We start from the raw sequence: 18,435 nt of genomic DNA on the forward strand, positions 1-18,435 counted from the left end.
TAGTTGCGGAATAACAAGACGTTCAAGGCGATTCGAAACGCATTGGGGTTATAGTGCCCAAATAGGCACGGATTTATCAGAGTTTATTTTAGGTTAGGGTGCATGTGCGTCTCTCACACCTTAACTGCGCGTTAGTTGCCAACGAGGAAAACACAGCTTAAACAGAATGTTTAGAGTTAAAGTCAGTGTGTTTTTGGTGGGGTTTCGTACTTCAATTTTAAATCGTTCGGGTCTGTGAAAATCGTTCTCAGGTTTCTTTTGTGGTTGGATTTTCTTTTTCAGAAACCGATTTATTTGTTGAAAGTCAGCTCGGTGACATTGTCTGTCTAAAAGAGCTTTTTGGTGTTGTTGGTTTGTTTTCTGCGGCGCTTTGAGTTCCAAGTGGTTTCAGTGACAGTCGCTTTTAAACTACGCCTGATTTTAGTTTTTCAAAACACATAAAAACATAGTTGGCAAAGCAGTCATTGGCTTCAAATCAAAGCTTTAGGTTTGGCAACTAACAAAGCATTCAAGAGGGATTCACAACGCTTGCCAGTTTTGGTTTGAGTTAACTTTAGTGTTTACGGCACAATGGTTTAGGTTGGGTGGTTTGCGTTGTTCACCCCTTAATGCGGCGTTAGGTTTCTCCGCGGGAAACATCGAATTCGAGGATTTTGGGTCATGGATTATGAAACGAAGCTACAACTTGCACACAAAGAATTAAGTGACAAAGGTGTTTGGAAGTCGAACTACAATCCTCCACTTGTAAAGTTGTTACGTAAACTCGGACTGTGTTTTCCGCCGTCTTACTATCAAAGCTTTTTTGCAAACGTTATGCTTTGTGTGGCTTTCTTTGCTCCTGTTTGGGGAATCTTCCAATGGTTTCTTGTGTGGGACGAGCTAGGCAAACCAGTTTTAGAAGCGGTTTATATCTCGTTACTTACTGGCGCATTGTTTGGTTTAGTTATGGCAACCTTCTACTACATTAGGCGCAAACAATTAAATCTAACAGATTGGGGGTCATTGGGAGAATAAGCCCAAAACCTAACAAACTGTTCAAGAGGGATTCGCAACGCGTGGCATTTTTACTATGCGTTGAATTTAGTGGTTAAGGTGGTATGCGGTGGCTTTGGTATTGCGTTGCTCACCCCTTAACAGGGCGTTAGGCGATTAGGAGAGTTCATTGTTCGAAGCTGGTAAAATCTATAACCGTCGCTCTGATATTCACGGAGTATACAAAGGGCAACAGTATGGTGGTATTGCTACGCCAGCTAATCATCCTTATGTATTTATATTTACCAGCGATGCTGGTGAAGAGTTCGGCTATTCTGATGGTTTTGGCCCTGATGGTACGTTTAGGTATACAGGCGAAGGCCAAGAAGGTGATATGCAGATGGTCAAAGGTAATTTGGCAATCTTCGAACACCAGAAAAATAAAAAAGAAATCTTGTTGTTTGAGTCGACGACAAAAGGTTTTGTGCGTTTCGTTGGAGTATGTAGTTACATTGAACACCACATCGAGCAGCGACCTGACAAAAATGGTCAGCTTCGAGATGCTTTCATTTTTCACTTGGACGTACTTCCACAGTCAAGGCTACCAGGCGTGGTAAATGGAAGGGCTCCTTACTTAACAAAACCAACCAAAAGTAAATCACTTAAGCAATTACGCGATATTGCTACCGCAGTGACCCCGAGTAATGTGGATGTTATAGAACAAGTTGCTCATATCCGTTATCGTAGTGAAGCTATAAAGTTATATGCTAAAAAGCGTGCAAATGGGGTTTGTGAAGGTTGCAAAAGTAAGTCGCCCTTTGAAACTAAGACGGGACCTTACCTAGAAGTCCATCATTTAACCAGGCTTGCCGACGGTGGTGCTGATTGCCCGGAAAATGTTATCGCTCTATGCCCTACGTGTCATAGGAGAGCGCATTATTCAATCGACAACAAAGAGTTCAACGAAAAGTTGTTAAAAATAGCCCTTAGCATCGAAGAAAAAATCGCCTAACAAAGCGTTCAAGAGCGATTCCGCAACGCGTGCCAGTTTCGCTTCACTCAAGTTTGGCACGCATTACGTCACGCCTTAACGCGGCGTTATGCGCTCGCAGAAATGGAGATAATCAATCATGGAAGATTTAGCTAATTCGTTAAGAAGTTCTGGCCTAAAAGTCAAAATTAAAAAAGGAAAAATTGCAGTTCGGCTTGACGGGCTTTCAAATCCGGTTTCGATAATAAAAGATATACCTGCTGATGAGTATAAAGTGAAAACTAATGATTCGATTCTATCGATAATTGCCTGTCTTTTGCTATTTATTGGTCTGTCAGGTATTTATGAGTTTAGTGGTAATGCTTTGATAAATATTGCACTTATCTCCGTTTCTATATCGTCTTTTGTTACAGTGTTACTTACAGAGTTAAAGCTGACTAAATTACGCGCTACTGTAGTTGCGTTCAATCGTGGAGAACGCGCATAACAAATTGTTCAAGAGTGATTCGGCACGCGTGGCATTTTTACTATGCGTTGGTTTTAGTGGTTAATGTGGTATGCGGAGACTTAGGTATTGCGTGCCTCACACCTTAACAAGGCGTTAGTTGCCAACGAGAAAATCGCAGCTAAAACAGAGTGTTTAGGTCTAATCGTTCGTGTGCTTTGCTCGATTCTGCACTTTGAACTTCGGGCTCATGGCTCGCGGAATTGAGCTTCGATCTTTTCTTAGTTTGGTTTGCCGTTTCAGAAGCCGATTTACTTGTTGAAAGTCAGCTTTGTGGCATTGTTTCTCCAAAAGGTCTTTTGATGTTGTCAGTTCGTTTTCTACGGCGTTGCGTGTTCCAAGTGGTTTCAGTGACAAACGTTTTGAAACTACACCTGATTTGAGTTTCCCAACATACGTAAAGCAAGTGTTGGCAAAGCGGTAACTAACTTCAAATCAAAGCTTTAGGTTTGGCAACTAACAAAGCATTCAAGAGGGATTCACAACGCTTGGCAGTTTTGGTTTGAATTAGCTTAAGTGTTTACGGCACAATGGTTTAGGTCAGGTGGTGGCGTTGTTCACCCCTTAATGCGGCGTTATAGCGCAGGAGGTTTCTATGGCTAAACAAGAGTTTGAACCCTTGTTCAAATCGGATAGTGATTGGCATAATAATGCCTGTTTGAACTTTCATCCAGATATGTCACATGGCTATATCAATGGATATAAATTAGCTGCGGATTCGTTGGTGCTACAGGTAAATGATACGGGCAGAGACCAAGATTATTTGGTTTATCCGATAGTATTTTTATATAGGCAGCATATTGAGCTACTTCTAAAAAATATTGTTAGCAACGGTCGACAGCTTTTAGACCAAGATGGTGGTTATCCGAAACACCATAAAATCGATGAGCTTTGGAAAACGGTCAAAGGGATTTTACGTAAAGTCTTCGAATCTAATATTGATAAGAAGTTTGCCCAAGTAGAGCACGTTGTTAATGAATTGGCGAAAGCAGACTCTGACTCAATGAGTTTTAGGTATTCAACTGATCGGAGCGGCAAGGGGTCGACTGACGGGATCTTTTACATAAATCTCCGTCATCTTGGGCAAATGATAAATGATATCAGTGAAGAGTTAGATTGCGCTGATTCCGTTATAATGCATTACCTCGAAGCTAGAACTAATATGCAATCGTGGTGAGCAGCGCTATAACAATCTGTTTAAGAGTGATTCGCAACGCTTGGCATTTTTACTATGCGTTGCGTTTAGTGTTTAAGGTGGTATGCGGAAGCATCGGTATTGCGCTGCTCACACCTTAACAGGGCGTTAGTAGGTCAGGATGAATAAACAAAAACTCAAGCATCTAATTCAGCAAGTTCCTGAGTTAATAGAAACAGCTGAAGTGTGTCGGGAAGTAGGGCTTCCAAACTTCTATATCGCAGGTGGCGCTATTACTCAAATCATCTGGAACAGTATTGAAAGTAAATCGCTTCTTGCTCAAGTTAAAGACTTTGATGTCGTCTATTTCGACAGCTCTAGTCATGTCACTGAAGATGAATTCAAAAATCGTATTAGTTCACGGTTAAGTCATAGTGTCGAAGTTGATGTAAAAAACCAAGCAATCATACATGAGCGCTACTCTAAGAGGTTTGGTTGTTCCATTCAGGCATATGAGCGTGTTGAACAAGGTATCGAGTCTTGGCTTTCTGCCTTTGCTATTGGGTTCACTCTAGATAGCTCAGGTAATATTAAACTGTTCGCCCCCTATGGGTTAGAGGACGCATTTAATATGTTGATCAAACCAAACAAAAAGGCAATGACAGAAGCTAATTACAACAAAATGACTGCTGGCTATAAGGCTAGGTGGCAACAAGTACAGGTGCTCTCTTGGAGTTGACCTACTAACAAAGCGTTTAAGAGGGATTCTCAACGCTTGGCAGTTTCGGTTCAAAGTTTAGCTTTTGTGTTTATGGCACAATGGTTTAAGTTAGGTGGCATTGCGTTGTTCACCCCTTAACGCGGCGTTAGTACTGGGTCGGCATAAGAGGTCAAAAGTTCTGGTGTCTATTGGTTTCTTTTCTTAGCTTTACACCTGATCAAATCTGCCTTTCACGTTCGCTCCGGTGGCACTAGATGCTAAGTTTTCGCTTTAACCTCAACGTTTACGGCTTCTAACTTTTGGGCTATTTCTCTGGTGCGGCTTCTTTGGTATTGGGAAATATTTAGCAAAAACTGCGTTTCTTTGGCGCTGCTGTTAAAGTCTGAAGACCGAATCCTTTGCTAATTTGAAAACGGTTAAAAAGGGCAGTTTGGCATATTTTTCTTCTAGCCAACTCGCGTCTTTATATTGGTTTTTAGTCTGGCAGTTATCCGTTTCGCTTCGGTGTTTTTAGCCACAATTTTCGTGCTATATTTCAGTATCTTGGCGTGTGCAAAAGGCTTTAAGGGCAGTGTACTAACAAGCTGCTTAAGAGGGATTCACAACGCGTGGCATTTTTACTATGCGTTGATTTTAGTGATTAAGGTGGTTTGCGGCGGCATCGGTATTGCGTTGTTCACCCCTTAGCAGGGCGTTAGCTTTATTTATCAATATCGGAGTCAGAATTGAATAAAACAGGTGGTATTCAATCGTATTGGAATCTGAGTTTAAGTCGTGAAAGCGACGTAAAACCACATTCTACTTTTGAGGTTCCTTTATTTACTGATAGTTATATTACTGGTGAATTTAGAGAAGAGTCAGTGCCATATGATGTTTTAAACTTAATTCCATGGTACAGAAATAGCGGCGAAATTGTAGAAGCAATGATGTTAAGAGTTGAGTGGTTCCTTACCACTGAGCGCAGCTATGACTTAGACACCGATAGCTCATCATATCATGGTGGTTGGGCTCCAGATGAAATTGCAGCTTTGATGTCATTAATATTAGGCATTCGAGTGAAAGCTGGAGGAGTAGTAAGAGAGTACGGTGGTTTTAATTCAGATCCGCTTGGTACACCACGCTCTCCTGATAGATTGCCTCCTAACTTCTCGTCTAGAATTGCTAAGCCGATAGTCCCATCGGCTATCAAAACAGTAAATATTACTAATGCCTTTCCTTTTGGCAATTTACATAAACTTAGCGAAGAGCATTATGTTGCTTTAATACGCTGTGCAAGAATGTATCAAGATTCACTCTGGATGGTAGAAAGTGAACCAGAACTAGCATGGCTAATGCTGATCTCAGCATTAGAGACTGCAGCTAACTTTTGGGATAAGTCTAATTATCTTCCATCGGAAAAATTAAAGGCGAGTAAACCAGAACTATACCTAGCGTTGGAGTCTCAAGGTGGCGAAGAACTTTGTAACTTGGTTGCTCAGCACATCGAAAAGTCTTTAGGGGCGACTAATAAGTTTGTTAAGTTCTGTCTAAATTATATGCCAGAAGAACCTAGAAAAAGACCTAGAGATTGGGCTCGAATTAAGTGGTCAAAAACCAACTTTAGAAGCATTTTAACTATGCTTTACGGTTATCGCTCAAGCGCATTACATGGTGGTGTGCCATTCCCAGCCCCACTGTGTAGGCCGCCCTCACAAACTGAAACTGATATGCCACCTGCAGAGAAAGGGCTTTTGGGGTTAGCAAGTCACTCTTTAGGAGCGACTTGGTCATCAAAGGACTTACCAATCTCAGCTAACACCTTCTTCGAGTTTTCTCATGGAGTTCTGTTAAATTGGTTGAATGAGGCTATAGAACAACAAAGCTAACAAAGCATTTAAGAGTGATTCCCAACGCATGGCATTTTTCATTCCATCGTTGGGTTTTGTGTTTACGGTGGTATGGTGAGGTTTCGTGGTTGCGTTGCTCACACCTTAATGCGGCGTTAACTGGATTGATGATGAGGTAAGTCCGATGAAAAGAATTGCGGTCATTGGTTCCGGCGGTTCGGGTAAATCCACATTTTCGGCACTATTAGGTAAAGAGTTGAATTTGCCTGTTCATCATCTCGATCAGCTATATTGGAAACCAAATTGGGTTAAAACTCCAAAAGATGACTGGGTCAAAATTCAAAAAGGTCTTTGTGAAAGCGAGTGTTGGATTATCGATGGTAATTATCAGAGCACCCTTGATATAAGGTTTGAAGCTTGTGACACAGTAATATTCTTAGATGTAAACCGATATACCTGTATCTATCGAGCACTAAAGAGAACATTATTAAGTAGTAAGCGTCCTGATTTAGCTGAAGGTTGCGGTGAAAGGTTTGATATCGAGTTCATCAAATTTTTATGGGACTATCCCAAAAAGTCGAAACCCCTAATAATGGACAAACTCAAGACGCTTACAAGAAATAAGCGTGTAATTATCGCAAAATCGGGAGAGCAAGCGCTCCGCCTTTGCAAATCCAGTTAACAAACTGTTCAAGAGGGATTCGCAACGCGTGGCATTTTTACTATACGTTGATTTTAGTGTTTAAGGTGGTATGCGGCGGCTTTTGTATTACGTTGCTCACCCCTTAACAGGGCGTTAGGGCGCAAGGAGTAAAATGATGATTCATCACATAGATCATATTGTTCTCACAGTCTCCGACATAGAAAAATCAGTGGACTTTTATAAACGGGTTTTGTGCATGGAAGAGGTGACTTTTGCCAATGGCCGTAAGGCTGTAACGTTCGGAAATCAAAAGATTAACTTTCAGCTTCTTGGCCAAGAACCGCGAAATGTAGCTAATGTTGGTTCAGGTGATGTTTGCTTAATTTCAGATTGGCCGTTGACATCAGTGGTAAACCATTTAGTCAAAGAAAATGTCAAAATCATAGAGGGTCCAGTCGAAAAATCAGGAGCTGTTGGTGCAATCCAATCTGTCTATTTTTTGGATCTTGATAAGAACTTAATAGAAGTCAGCGTGTATCAATAGGCTCTGCGCCCTAACAAACTGTTCAAGAGGGATTCGCAACGCGTGGCATTTTCACTATGCGTTGGTTTTAGTGTTTAAGGTGGTTTGCGGCGGCTTCTGTATTGCGTTGCTCACCCCTTAACAGGGCGTTATGCTCTAGGAGGGAATTTTGCTCGATTTATTCAAAAAAGTGCTTCTAATTAACCTCTCAGCGGCTCTTATTGTTATCGCTCTAGCTCAGTTTGTTCCATTCTTTGCTACGACTCAGTTGGTCGACTTTCTTTTCTTTGCTGTCATCGTCATATGGGTTTTGGCTAAGCTAATGTGGGAAGGTGGTATTCATAGTAAGACGACTCGGTTAGATGACCCTAGAACAGACAAAGTCTACAGAATGGTAGAAGGGCATGATTTTCAAAAAGACGAACGCGAGCACTATCGAATGAACTACCAGACAGGTTTAGTTTTCTTTATAGCTGGTCTGCCAGCGTTTATAGCTTGTTTAGTCCTTCAATTTCTTTGAGCACGAGCATAACAAACTGTTCAAGAGGGATTCGCAACGCGTGGCATTTTTACTATGTGTTGATTTTAGTGATTAAGGTGGTGTGCAGTGGCTTCGGTATTGCGTTGCTCACCCCTTAACAGGGCGTTAGTTTGCAAGAGGAAAAACGCGCCTATATCGCAAGATCTAGTGGTAAAAGCTTAAAGTCGAAATTGTCTTATCGGCATTCAATTTCAGTGTTAACTTGCGTGCTGTAAACTCAAAATTGGTATCGTTTCAAGGGTTGATTTGTTCTTTGGTGCGGCGACTTTTGGGTTAACTGAGTTGAACTTTTTTGCTGAAACTCTGCTCGTTGAGTTTGTTGGTGCAAAAGCCGATCTACTCGCTGAAATGGCGTTTTCTATGGTGTGGTAAGTTCATGTGGTTTCAGTGGCTTTGTTGAAAGCCCGTATTGTGAGATTGGTTTTCCAAAAGCGCTTTTTGGTGTTGTTAGTTCGTTTTCTGCGGCGTTGTTTGTTCCACGTGGTTTCATTGAGTAGCCGCTTTGAGACTACGCCTGACTTAAATGCATCAAAACACATAAGGCTTATTGTTTGCAAAGCTTAAAATAACGTAAAATCAACGCTTTGGGTTTGCAAACTAACAAACTGCTCAAGAGGGATTCGCAACGCGTGGCATTTTTACTATGCGTTGGTTTAAGTGATTAAGGTGGTATGCGGCAGCTTCGGTATTGCGTTGCTCACCCCTTAGCAGGGCGTTATGTTTCATCTTAACAAGGAGTAAAAATGAAAATCTTAGCATTATTAGTTCCAATGATTGTTTCATTCACATGCAAATCTGAAGTGTTGTGGGATATAGATATTCAAGATTATTCAAAAAAGACAGGGAAGGTTTATGTATATGATCTTGTTGTAGGTGACAAAGCCAAGATTAATACGAACTACGCATTTTGTATAACCAAAGAAGGAAAGCTCGCAATAGACGAAACGGTTGAGGTTGGTTCAGGAAACACTCTTTTAACGATATTGCTAGGAAAGAAGGTTGCAGTTGACACCGAGGACGAAAAGTCGTTTTTAAAATCATTAATTAGCACAGACACTCAAGGTGGGTGCGCTTTCTGGACTGCACATCAAGGTAAATACATTAGACTTGTCGATTCAGTTAATGGCAAAACAAAGATATCCGAACTTGCGGTGGGTAATTAAACATAACAAAGCATTTAAGAGTGATTCGCAACGCTTGGCATTTTCGCTTCGCTCAAGTATAGCCAAGCGTCGCTCACACCTTAATGCGGCGTTAGTTGCCAACGAGGAAAACGCAGCTAAAACAGAATGTTTAGGTCTAATCGCACGTGTGCTTTGCTCTATTTTGCACTTCGAACTTCGGGATCTTGGTTCGCGGAAATTGAGCTTCGTTCTTTTCCTAGTTTGATTGGCCGTTTCAGAAGCCGATTTACTTGTTGAAAGTCAGCTTTGTGGCATTGTTTCTCCAAAAGGTCTTTTTGGTGTTGTTAGTTCGTTTTCTACGGCGTTGCGTGTTCCAAGTGGTTTCAGCGACAAACGCTTTGAAACTGCGCCTGATTTGAGTTTTCCAACATACGTAAAGCAAGTGTTGGCAAAGCGGTAATTAACTTCAAATCAAAGCTTTAGGTTTGGCAACTAACAAAGCATTCAAGAGGGATTCACAACGCTTGGCAGTTTTGGTTTGAATTAGCTTAAGTGTTTACGGCACAATGGTTTAGGCAGGGTGGTGGCGTTGTTCACCCCTTAATGCGGCGTTAGTTTGCAAGAGGAAAAACGCAGCTATATCGCAAGATCTAGTGGTAAAAGCTCAAAGTTTAAGTTGTCGTATTGGCTTTCAATTTTAGTGTTAACTAGCGTGGTGAAAATCCAAATGGCATCGTTTCAATGGTTGATTTGTTCTTTAGTGCGGTGACTTTGGGGTTAACTGAGTCGAACTTTTTTGCTGAAACTCTGCTCGTTGAGTTTGTTGGTACAAAAGCTGATTTACTCGCTGAAATGGCGTTTTCTCTGGTGTGGTAAGTTCATGTGGTTTCAGTAGCTTTGTTGAAAGTCCGCATTGTGAGATTGGTTTTCCAAAAGCGCTTTTTGGTGTTGTGAGTTCGTTTTCTGCGGCGTTGTTTGTTCCAAGTGGTTTCATTGACTAGCCGCTATGAGACTACGCCTGACTTGAGTGCATCAAAACACATAAAGTTTATTGTTCGCAAAGTTTAAAATAACGTAAAATCAACCCCCTGGGTCTGCAAACTAACAAACTGCTCAAGAGGGATTCGCAACGCGTGGCATTTTTACTATGCGTTGAATTTAGTGATTAAGGTGGTTTGCGGCGGCTTCGGTATTGCGTTACTCACCCCTTAGCAGGGCGTTAGCCATCAGGAGGTTACATGGAACTCAATTTCAGAGCTAAAGGTCCAGATCGAAAGGAATACGATCTCTCGTATAACGACGCTAAAGAATACGCTAACTGGATTGGTATTGAGAGATATATACCAAATGATCGCTACTCATTAGCATTGATTGCGGATATACATTTCCACGAGAAATTCTTCGGTATTTGTCCCGAGGAAATCCTTGATGCAATTGCTGACAATGAAGATCCCAACCGTTCAGCTGGCATTAAGAGTGCAACTGAGTTTAGAAAATTGCCTTTGAAAGGACTTTGGCACAAACACTATTTTTCGGCACGTTTCATTGGCCACAATCTGTGGAACCAAACTCGGAATGGTAAGTTAGAAAAGTTAGTCCGCGAAGTTTACGACCCCAAAGTTTCCCCTGTGGTAACAAAGGCAATGAATGAGGAGTTCGCCAAAAGGTTAGTTTCTGGTTCTCTAGAAGAGAGGCAAGACCAAAATAAGCTTACTGGCGAGTGGATAGTTTTTGCCAAGTATAAAGGTAACAACTACTACTTGTGTTTGGGAACTCACAATGGTGAAGACCAGTGGATTAGAAATAAAATTGAGCTGGTTTGCACCAAAGAGTTTTCCTTTTTGCACGAATTTCTTGCGTCTCAAAAAGACGGCTAACAAAGCATTCAAGAGGGATTCACAACGCTTGGCAGTTTTGGTTTAAATCAGCTTAAGTGTTTACGGCACAATGGTTTAGGTTGGGCGGTGGCGTTGTTCACCCCTTAATGCGGCGTTATGCATCAAGGATATTATGAAGTCTACTAAAGAAAAGGTTATTAAACATTACGCAGAGTTCTTTGAAGGTCATGATTTCGAGATATTGTCTTGGGAGCTTGGGCCAATTAAGAAAATTGTACCCGATTTTCAGGTTGTCAGGTTTGCACCTGGCCCTCAAATTAATATGTGGGTGTATTGCTCAGTAGGTGCATCAGAGATTACACACAGTGATTCAGCTCTTCACGAGTTTGTTGTCGTATCACCGATCGAGTCAAATCGTCTAGTTGAAATGCTGGCAATGGTAACTTACTACCATTCGAATCATAATTTGGGTTTTGGCCATACCTTGCCTATTGGTGAGCCTTGGCTTGAGGGTTCTAACTGTGAAAACTGGCTAATTTCGTTGCCGTATCCATTTGGAGAGGACTTGGAAATAATGCCTCTAAATAGTTCCTACGCTCACGTAGCTTGGTTACTTCCTATCACTGACGACGAACGAAATTTCAAAATCAAGCATGACCTAGATGCGCTCGAACAAAAATTTGATGACGCAGAGCTTAAGTACTGGGAAGTAAAGCGGTCTTCGGTAGTGTAAATGCATAACAATCTGTTTAAGAGTGATTCGCAACGCGTGGCATTTTTACTATGCGTTGGTTTTAGTGTTTAAGGTGGTATGCGGCGGCTTTGGTATTGCGTTGCTCACACCTTAACAGGGCGTTAGTTGCCAACGAGGAAAACGCAGCTAAAACAGAGTTTTTAGGTCTAATCGTTCGTGTGCTTTGCTTTATTTTGCACTTCGAACTTCGGGTTCTTGGTTCGCGGAAATTGAGCTTCGATCTTTTCCTAGTTTGGTTTGCCGTTTCAGAAGCCGATTCGCTTGTTGAAAGTCAGCTTTGTGGCATTGTTTCTCCAAAAGGTCTTTTTGGTGTTGTCAGTTCGTTTTCTACGGCGTTGCGTGTTCCAAGTGGTTTCAGTGACAGGCGCTTGGAAACTGCGCCTGATTTGAGTTTTCGAAAACACGTAAAGCTAGTGTTGGCAAAGCGGTAATTAACTTCAAATCAAAGCTTTAGGTTTGGCAACTAACAAAGCATTCAAGAGGGATTCACAACGCTTGGCAGTTTTGGTTTGAATTGGCTTTAGTGTTTACGGCACAATGGTTTAGGTCGGGTGGTTTGCGTTGTTCACCCCTTAATGCGGCGTTATACGCTTTATGGAAAATGATACAAAAAGGACGTTATGAAGTTATCTGAGTTACAAAGTCATATAAAAGAATTCGATTATGCGCCAGAGCAATCTGAACACTATTTTTTAAAACTAATCGAAGAAGTTGGCGAATTATCGGAATCTATTCGCAAAGGTAAAAGTGGGCAACCAACTCTAGATGAACTTAAAGGTTCAATCGCAGAAGAGTTATATGACGTCTTGTATTATGTTTGTGCTTTAGCCAATATTCACGGTGTAAACCTTGAGAAAACGCATGAACTAAAAGAAGTGTTGAACAAGGTTAAGTACAACCGATAGAACGCGTATAACAAATTGTTCAAGAGGGATTCAGCGCGCGTGGCATTTTTACTATGCGTTGGTTTTAGTGATTAAGGTGGTATGCGGTAGCGTTGGTGTTGCGTGCTTCACCCCTTAACAAGGCGTTATGTGCTCGGGTAAAAAATTAGGTCAGGCGATGAAAAGAATAAATGTAATAGGCACTAGTGGTAGTGGAAAAAGCACTTTTAGTCGCATGCTCGCGAGTGAGCTCAAGTACCCATATTTGGAAATGGATGCCCTGTTTTGGAAGCCTAACTGGCAGGAATCTTCTGATGAAGAATTCTTTGCAAACTTGGCTGACAGGTTAAGTGACGAAAAGTGGGTTCTTGATGGAAACTACAACCGAACCGCTGAAATCAAGTGGAGTAGAGTCGATACTATTGTCTGGGTTGATTACTCATTTGTAAGAACACTATTTCAAGCCGTGAAAAGGGCTTTAGTCCGCATAGCGACCAAACAGGAGTTATGGAGTAAAACAGGCAATGTTGAATCGTTCAGAAAGTCCTTTCTTAGCAAAGACTCAATCATTCTTTGGACGTTGAAAACATACAGCAAAAACCGAGCTCGCTACACAGAACTGCTTAATGATCCGAAGTATAGTCATATCAAATTCGTAAGGATAACAAGCCCAAAAAAGGCAAAGGCGTTCATAAGTGAGCTACGCACATAACAATAAATTTAAGAGTGATTCACAACGCTCGGCGCTTTCACTTCAAGCCGGTTTAGTGTTTATGGCACAATGCTTTAGGTAAAGTGTTAGCGTTGTTCACACCTTAATTTGGCGTTAGGAATTTAGAGGAAATAAAAAGTGCGGTGGATTGATTATGTAGTTCAAGCCATGGAAAACTTAGGCGGTGAAGCAGCATATAGTGACCTTTATGCTGAAATTGAAGAGCTAAAAGGCGGTAACTTAACTAAAAGCTGGAAAGCAACTGTAAGAAACACCGTTGAGAGTTACTCGAGCGATTCGGATAACTGGGCTCCAAGTCGAGATGACCTTTTTTACAGCGTCGATGGCAAAGGTAGTGGGCGCTGGGCTCTTAGGAACTTTGAAGAAAATCAAGTATCAGAACCGCCTGTCGACTACGATGGTGCAGATAAACAAGACTATACTGTAAGCCGTTTTATTCGGGACAGTAAACTCTCAAGACAGGTTAAAACGAAGAATAATTTCAAATGTCAAATTTGTGGTTTTACATTCCTGCTTCCAAACGGTAAACCGTATGCGGAGGCTCACCATTTAAAGCCCTTGGGTAAAGAACACAATGGTCCTGATATTGAGGGCAACTTAATATGTGTATGCCCAAATCATCATGCAATGCTAGATTATTGTTCACTAAAACTAGACCTTAGTTCTATCGTCAAGAACTCGAAGCATGCGATCATGAAAGAGTTTATTGATTACAGTAATGCACTTGTTGAACAACATTCCTAACAAGCAATTTAAGAGTGATTCAGCACGCTTGGCATTTTCGGTTTGGGTCTAGTTCAGTGTTTACGGTGACCCAATCAAATATTGTGGTCGCGTGCTTCACACCTTAATTGGGCGTTATACCAAGGAGTAGTATCATGGCTGTAGAGTCTACGGAATCTTTCCAATATATGTCTGAAATGATGGGTGTTTTACAAACTTTAGCAGGTGCGGGGATCGCCTTTGGTGCTGCGTATTTTACTACCAAATACACAAAAGATAGAGAATCTTTACTAGCACTTTCCGCTAGAGAAAGAGAAAGAATTGAGCGCATTTATTATTTGTTAGTGTTGGTCAGGAAAGATGTACTCGAAGATTCGCAACAATGTATAAGCCATATTAACTTTAACACTAAATATCAAGTGAGAGATGTTCGTGATTTTCCGCCGCTGCTTGAGCTCGAAATGTTAGTTGAACTGTACTTTCCTGTGCTGGATGAGTATTTGACTGCACTAAAATCCAGCGTAGCGAACTTTACTAATAAAAAAATTGGTTTCTTGTCTAACAGTTATGAATCTGCCCTAGAGCCCTTAAAGAAAAAGGATAGTGGAGAAATTGTAAGGTTAACAATGAAATTTAGTGAGACACACAAGCAGTTTCAAGCCAAATTAAAGGAGCTCGCAAAGGTATAACAAGGCGTTTAAGGCAGATTCGCAACGCATAGCATTCTCAGTTCAAATTAAGTTTTGTGTTTACGGCACAATGGTTTAGGTTTAGTGGAGGCGTCGCTCACTACTTAACGCGGCGTTATAAACTAGGATAAAAAATGCACAAAAAACATGACTTTGAGTCGTCTTATTTGCCTTTGTCGGAATTAGTGTCAATAGGTCTAATTGTTGGTTTTGGTGGGGCAGTGTTGGAATATATTGGCGTTATATATACAGCACTGACTCACTCTTGGGATGAGTTCCCTATACACTATCTTATCGTCAACCTAAGTGAGTTTGTAATTTCTCCTATCTATGGTGCAATTTCTGCACTATTAGCATACCCCTTTTATAAGCAATGGGTTAAAAGGAAAAATGGGTTAAAAATGACGGTTTTCTCAATGTCCGAAAATAAGTAACTATATTGTGTATAGTACGTTTATAACAAGGCGTTTAAGGCGGATTCACAACGCGTGGCGATTTCAGTTCAAGTTAGCTTAAGTGTTTAAGGCACAATGGTTTAGGTTTGGTGGTTGGCGTTGTTCACCACTTAACGCGGCGTTATGTGCTTGGAGGAAAAATGGAATATTTTCAGTACTATGGAATCGACTGGGTTGCAATGGTACTTACGTTTCTTGCAATTTGGCAAATTGGAAATAAGAACAAAATCGGTTTCATTTTAATGATGTGCGGTAACACTAGTTGGGTAGCAGTTGGTTATCTTACTGGTAGTGTGGCAATGATAATTGCAAATATCATCTTTTTTTCAATGAACCTTAGAGCAATCATCAAATGGTCGACGCCAGAGAAAGAGCCTAAAGTTAGTGTTGCTGAGCAGTCATCTACAAGCTAGAAGTTCGCACATAACAAACTGTTCAAGAGGGATTCGCAACGCGTGGCATTTTCACTATGCGTTGGTTTTAGTGTTTAAGGTGGCTTGCGGCGGCTTCTATATTGCGTTGCTCACCCCTTAGCAGGGCGTTAGCAGACAAAAGTAAATCAAGGAAGAGGGTACGTTATGTCTGATAAAGTAATTAAGTCTTCAACAGCTACAATTCAAGTCGGTGCGACTAAAGCAGATGGGAAATTAGAACTAACGGAGTCGGATTTAATTTTTATTCCGTACAACGAAAAGTTGGGTTTTGGTCCATATCAATTAAAGCGCCAAGACATTGCTGCCGTAGCTAAGAGCTTGGGCAAAGGTGGTGGTGTAATTCCAATCACTACGGATGCATTTCGTATAAAACTAGCCAACAATACGTGTTACGAGTTTATCGTAGCGAAGCCAGATCAATGGATAGAAGCACTCGGTGAAATTGTCAGCTAACAAACTGTTCAAGAGGGATTCGCAACGCGTGGCATTTTCACCATGCGTTGGTTTTAGTGTTTAAGGTGGTATGCGGTAACTTCGGTATTGCGCTGCTCACCCCTTAACAGGGCGTTAGCAGTGCTAGCGTAAAAATGAGTTTGACGCGATACATATATAATCGTGATAAGACTAGAGGCTTGGTTTTGATAAAATATACTTTCCGTTCTGATTTAGAGTGATTTTGTTCATGAACAACGTAAAAAATAGAACATCTCAAGAGCTAGTAGATTTTGGTCTTTTCTATACCGCAAAAGAGTTTTACGAGGCTGCGAAACTAATTAAAAGTAACACGTTTGTACGCAGACCGTATCATGTTCTCCTGTCATTCTCGATTGAACTGTTACTTAAGAGTATTAAAACTACAATTGTTTGGTCTGGCTCTACTGCCTCTCAAGTAAAACATACGGAAGGTCATGCTTTAGTAAAGATATTTAATTCAATCGAGCAAGAACACCCTAAAGATGCTGAGTACTTAGTGCAAAAATATGCTTCAAAGTATGGCTGCTCGTTAAAGCATGATTTGGAGTTAAATTCTGAAGTTTTCACCAAGCAAAGATACCCTTACCATTGGAATGGTGATATCCCGTCCATGTCCAAAGTTAGTATTGACTGCTTTGATATCCAGTATGGGAATGATATTGCCGTATACGTCGATGAACTGGAGAGAGTTGCGGCTTTTTTACACGATGAATTGATTGTCTATTTCCCCAGGTTTGTTCGACAAAGTAGAAAAGCACAGCTAACAAACTGTTTAAGAGTGATTCGCAACGCGTGGCATTTTTACTATGCGTTGGTTTTAGTGTTTAAGGTGTTATGCGGTAGCATCGGTATTGCGTTGCTCACACCTTAACAGGGCGTTAGAATTATTATTAAGCTAGGAGTAAGTTTTGACAAAATCCGGAGAGTTGTTTGAGCGTTCAATACAAGATCTGAAGAGATCTTAGAACGTTTTGACGAAGAAAAAAATGGTTCATCAGCCTACAATACGGAATCGCTGAAGCGAGCGGGGTTGGTGCTTACGCTCGCTGCTTGGGAAACCTACGTCAAAAATCGGTTTAATGAGGAAATTGAAGTTTGGCTATTCTCTGTAAAGGGAAGCCAGCTAGGGCATTTTGTTCAAAGAAAAGTAGACGAAGACTTGAAGCGCTTCTTCAATCCGAACACCGCAAAGACTAAGCAACTATTTAAAGCATATTTTGATATCGATGTTACGGAAAGTTGGAAGTGGGATAATTATTACCCATCGCAAGCAAAGAAAGTACTCGATCAGTTTGTATCTATGCGTGGTGATGCTGCACATCAAGCCAATACAAATCAACAGCAAGCTCACCTTGTAAAAAGAGAAGATCTGGCTAAAGCAATTCGCTTTATTAAAGGCTTAGTTAGAGCAATGGACGAAGTCAGTATAGCCAAGCGCGCTGCTCACACCTTAATGCGGCGTTATGTGCTATCCATCCACCTTTGATTCTTGTAGGTGAATCTCATGTCAGAAATGTATACGAAACATGCTGTTAAGTATGCTGAAGTCGTAAAAGACAATATTTACAACGCACTATTGGAGCGTCCGTCAACGATGGCTTTGTTGGGGGACCTACAAGGTAAAAATGTTATTGATATGGGCTGTGGTCCTGGGGAGTATGCTCAATGGCTGCTTGAACAATCGGTGGGTCGATTGACTTGTACAGACATATCAGAAGAGATGATAGCTCTAGTTAAAAATAAGTTTGGTTCCAATGTTCATGCATACTGCCAGAACCTATCCCAAGGTTTACCCTTGGAGAAAGACAATAGTGCGGACGTAATAGTATGTCCATTGGTGCTGCACTACATTGAGAATTTAACACCTGTTTTTGAGTCGGTTTATCGTGTTTTGAAACCGGGCGGCTATATGGTTTTTTCTACTCATCACCCTTTTGCTGATTTTGATGGCTCAGAGTCAGGAAACTATTTTAGTCGTGAGCTTGTTGAAGAAGAGTGGAATACTGTTGGGCCTCCAGTAAAAGTACAATTCTATCGCCGTTCGTTAACTGAAATTAGTGAAGCAATTACGAACACAGGGCTGCTGATATCAAAAATCAGCGAAGGTATGATTGATGAAAAGGCAAAAGAGTTGTCTGAATCAACGTACAATCACCTAAAGAATAACCCAAACTTCATATTCTTTAGGTGTGAAAAAGTGCGCACATAACAAAGCATTTAAGAGTGATTCCCAACGCTTGGCATTTTCAGTCCAAGGTTGGGCTTCGTGTTTACGGCATAATGGTTTAGGTTAGGTGGCAGCGTTGCTCACACCTTAATGCGGCGTTATTTCCGCAACGGATTTCTCAGGCTGAATGTACGTGGTTGTAGCCTAAGAGTGAAAGTGGCGGGGTAATAGGTTGGAAAAGCGGCGAAAAGGGCGAATATTGGTCATTTCCATGCTAGCCTTAAAGCGCTTTAAGCGCACCTT

General features: G+C 41.2%; 25 protein-coding genes. All 25 read left to right on the top strand.

What is annotated here, in order from left to right:
- Window positions 1-660 precede the first annotated feature (660 nt).
- The 25 genes from F7Y48_RS22895 (at window position 661) to F7Y48_RS23030 (ending at window position 18,174) form a co-directional block, all read left to right on the top strand.
- Complete coding sequence (locus tag F7Y48_RS22895) at window positions 661-1,014, top strand: DUF6404 family protein (protein WP_316685418.1); 354 nt, start codon at window positions 661-663, stop codon at window positions 1,012-1,014.
- 148 nt (window positions 1,015-1,162) lie between these two features.
- A complete protein-coding gene (locus tag F7Y48_RS22905) occupies window positions 1,163-1,984 on the top strand; it encodes an HNH endonuclease (RefSeq protein ID WP_316685419.1) in 822 nt (273 codons plus the stop codon).
- A gap of 118 nt (window positions 1,985-2,102) precedes the next feature.
- Entirely contained in the window at window positions 2,103-2,450 is a 348-nt protein-coding gene (locus F7Y48_RS22910) for a hypothetical protein (RefSeq protein WP_316685420.1), read from the top strand.
- 613 nt (window positions 2,451-3,063) lie between these two features.
- A complete protein-coding gene (locus tag F7Y48_RS22915; RefSeq protein ID WP_316685421.1) occupies window positions 3,064-3,645 on the top strand; it encodes a hypothetical protein in 582 nt (193 codons plus the stop codon).
- A 139-nt stretch (window positions 3,646-3,784) separates the two neighbouring features.
- A complete protein-coding gene (locus tag F7Y48_RS22920) occupies window positions 3,785-4,342 on the top strand; it encodes a nucleotidyltransferase family protein (RefSeq protein WP_029853488.1) in 558 nt (185 codons plus the stop codon).
- A 707-nt stretch (window positions 4,343-5,049) separates the two neighbouring features.
- Window positions 5,050-6,189 carry a hypothetical protein gene (locus F7Y48_RS22925; protein ID WP_316685422.1) on the top strand — a complete coding sequence of 380 codons (1,140 nt, stop codon included), beginning with the start codon at window positions 5,050-5,052 and terminating at the stop codon, window positions 6,187-6,189.
- A gap of 145 nt (window positions 6,190-6,334) precedes the next feature.
- Complete coding sequence (locus F7Y48_RS22930) at window positions 6,335-6,832, top strand: DNA topology modulation protein (protein WP_243328484.1); 498 nt, start codon at window positions 6,335-6,337, stop codon at window positions 6,830-6,832.
- A gap of 136 nt (window positions 6,833-6,968) precedes the next feature.
- Complete coding sequence (locus F7Y48_RS22935; RefSeq protein ID WP_024701877.1) at window positions 6,969-7,337, top strand: VOC family protein; 369 nt, start codon at window positions 6,969-6,971, stop codon at window positions 7,335-7,337.
- Between the two features lie 148 nt (window positions 7,338-7,485).
- Window positions 7,486-7,836, top strand: a complete 351-nt coding sequence (locus F7Y48_RS22945; RefSeq protein ID WP_316685423.1) for a hypothetical protein — start codon at window positions 7,486-7,488, stop codon at window positions 7,834-7,836.
- Between the two features lie 267 nt (window positions 7,837-8,103).
- Window positions 8,104-8,229 (top strand): hypothetical protein, encoded by a 126-nt coding sequence (locus F7Y48_RS22950; protein ID WP_258692345.1) that lies wholly within the window; start codon window positions 8,104-8,106, stop codon window positions 8,227-8,229.
- Window positions 8,230-8,600: 371 nt separating this feature from the next.
- Entirely contained in the window at window positions 8,601-9,020 is a 420-nt protein-coding gene (locus tag F7Y48_RS22955; protein ID WP_316685424.1) for a hypothetical protein, read from the top strand.
- A gap of 702 nt (window positions 9,021-9,722) precedes the next feature.
- Window positions 9,723-9,857: a hypothetical protein gene (locus F7Y48_RS22960; protein WP_316685425.1), complete on the top strand. Its 135-nt coding sequence runs from the start codon at window positions 9,723-9,725 to the stop codon at window positions 9,855-9,857.
- 362 nt (window positions 9,858-10,219) lie between these two features.
- Window positions 10,220-10,858: a hypothetical protein gene (locus tag F7Y48_RS22965; RefSeq protein WP_203495322.1), complete on the top strand. Its 639-nt coding sequence runs from the start codon at window positions 10,220-10,222 to the stop codon at window positions 10,856-10,858.
- Window positions 10,859-10,991: 133 nt separating this feature from the next.
- Window positions 10,992-11,552, top strand: a complete 561-nt coding sequence (locus tag F7Y48_RS22970; protein ID WP_316685426.1) for a suppressor of fused domain protein — start codon at window positions 10,992-10,994, stop codon at window positions 11,550-11,552.
- Between the two features lie 230 nt (window positions 11,553-11,782).
- Complete coding sequence (locus F7Y48_RS22975; protein WP_316685433.1) at window positions 11,783-12,004, top strand: hypothetical protein; 222 nt, start codon at window positions 11,783-11,785, stop codon at window positions 12,002-12,004.
- 189 nt (window positions 12,005-12,193) lie between these two features.
- Window positions 12,194-12,478, top strand: a complete 285-nt coding sequence (locus tag F7Y48_RS22980) for a MazG nucleotide pyrophosphohydrolase domain-containing protein (protein WP_017448465.1) — start codon at window positions 12,194-12,196, stop codon at window positions 12,476-12,478.
- 157 nt (window positions 12,479-12,635) lie between these two features.
- A complete protein-coding gene (locus F7Y48_RS22985; RefSeq protein WP_316685427.1) occupies window positions 12,636-13,169 on the top strand; it encodes a shikimate kinase in 534 nt (177 codons plus the stop codon).
- Window positions 13,170-13,307: 138 nt separating this feature from the next.
- Window positions 13,308-13,934 (top strand): HNH endonuclease, encoded by a 627-nt coding sequence (locus F7Y48_RS22990; protein WP_316685428.1) that lies wholly within the window; start codon window positions 13,308-13,310, stop codon window positions 13,932-13,934.
- A 134-nt stretch (window positions 13,935-14,068) separates the two neighbouring features.
- Entirely contained in the window at window positions 14,069-14,602 is a 534-nt protein-coding gene (locus tag F7Y48_RS22995) for a hypothetical protein (RefSeq protein WP_256901465.1), read from the top strand.
- Window positions 14,603-14,736: 134 nt separating this feature from the next.
- Complete coding sequence (locus tag F7Y48_RS23000; RefSeq protein WP_316685429.1) at window positions 14,737-15,036, top strand: hypothetical protein; 300 nt, start codon at window positions 14,737-14,739, stop codon at window positions 15,034-15,036.
- A 161-nt stretch (window positions 15,037-15,197) separates the two neighbouring features.
- A complete protein-coding gene (locus tag F7Y48_RS23005) occupies window positions 15,198-15,470 on the top strand; it encodes a nicotinamide mononucleotide transporter (protein WP_005462157.1) in 273 nt (90 codons plus the stop codon).
- A gap of 165 nt (window positions 15,471-15,635) precedes the next feature.
- On the top strand, window positions 15,636-15,944 hold the full coding sequence (locus F7Y48_RS23015; RefSeq protein ID WP_316685430.1) for a hypothetical protein: 309 nt from the start codon (window positions 15,636-15,638) through the stop codon (window positions 15,942-15,944).
- Window positions 15,945-16,173: 229 nt separating this feature from the next.
- Window positions 16,174-16,836, top strand: a complete 663-nt coding sequence (locus tag F7Y48_RS23020) for a hypothetical protein (protein WP_316685431.1) — start codon at window positions 16,174-16,176, stop codon at window positions 16,834-16,836.
- Window positions 16,837-16,923: 87 nt separating this feature from the next.
- Window positions 16,924-17,451 (top strand): HEPN domain-containing protein, encoded by a 528-nt coding sequence (locus tag F7Y48_RS23025; RefSeq protein WP_316685432.1) that lies wholly within the window; start codon window positions 16,924-16,926, stop codon window positions 17,449-17,451.
- A gap of 18 nt (window positions 17,452-17,469) precedes the next feature.
- Window positions 17,470-18,174 (top strand): class I SAM-dependent methyltransferase, encoded by a 705-nt coding sequence (locus tag F7Y48_RS23030; protein ID WP_140107913.1) that lies wholly within the window; start codon window positions 17,470-17,472, stop codon window positions 18,172-18,174.
- Window positions 18,175-18,435: the final 261 nt, after the last annotated feature.

The sequence above is a fragment of the Vibrio sp. 2-1-2a genome (assembly GCF_032648565.1).
Lineage (GTDB): Bacteria > Pseudomonadota > Gammaproteobacteria > Enterobacterales > Vibrionaceae > Vibrio > Vibrio diabolicus.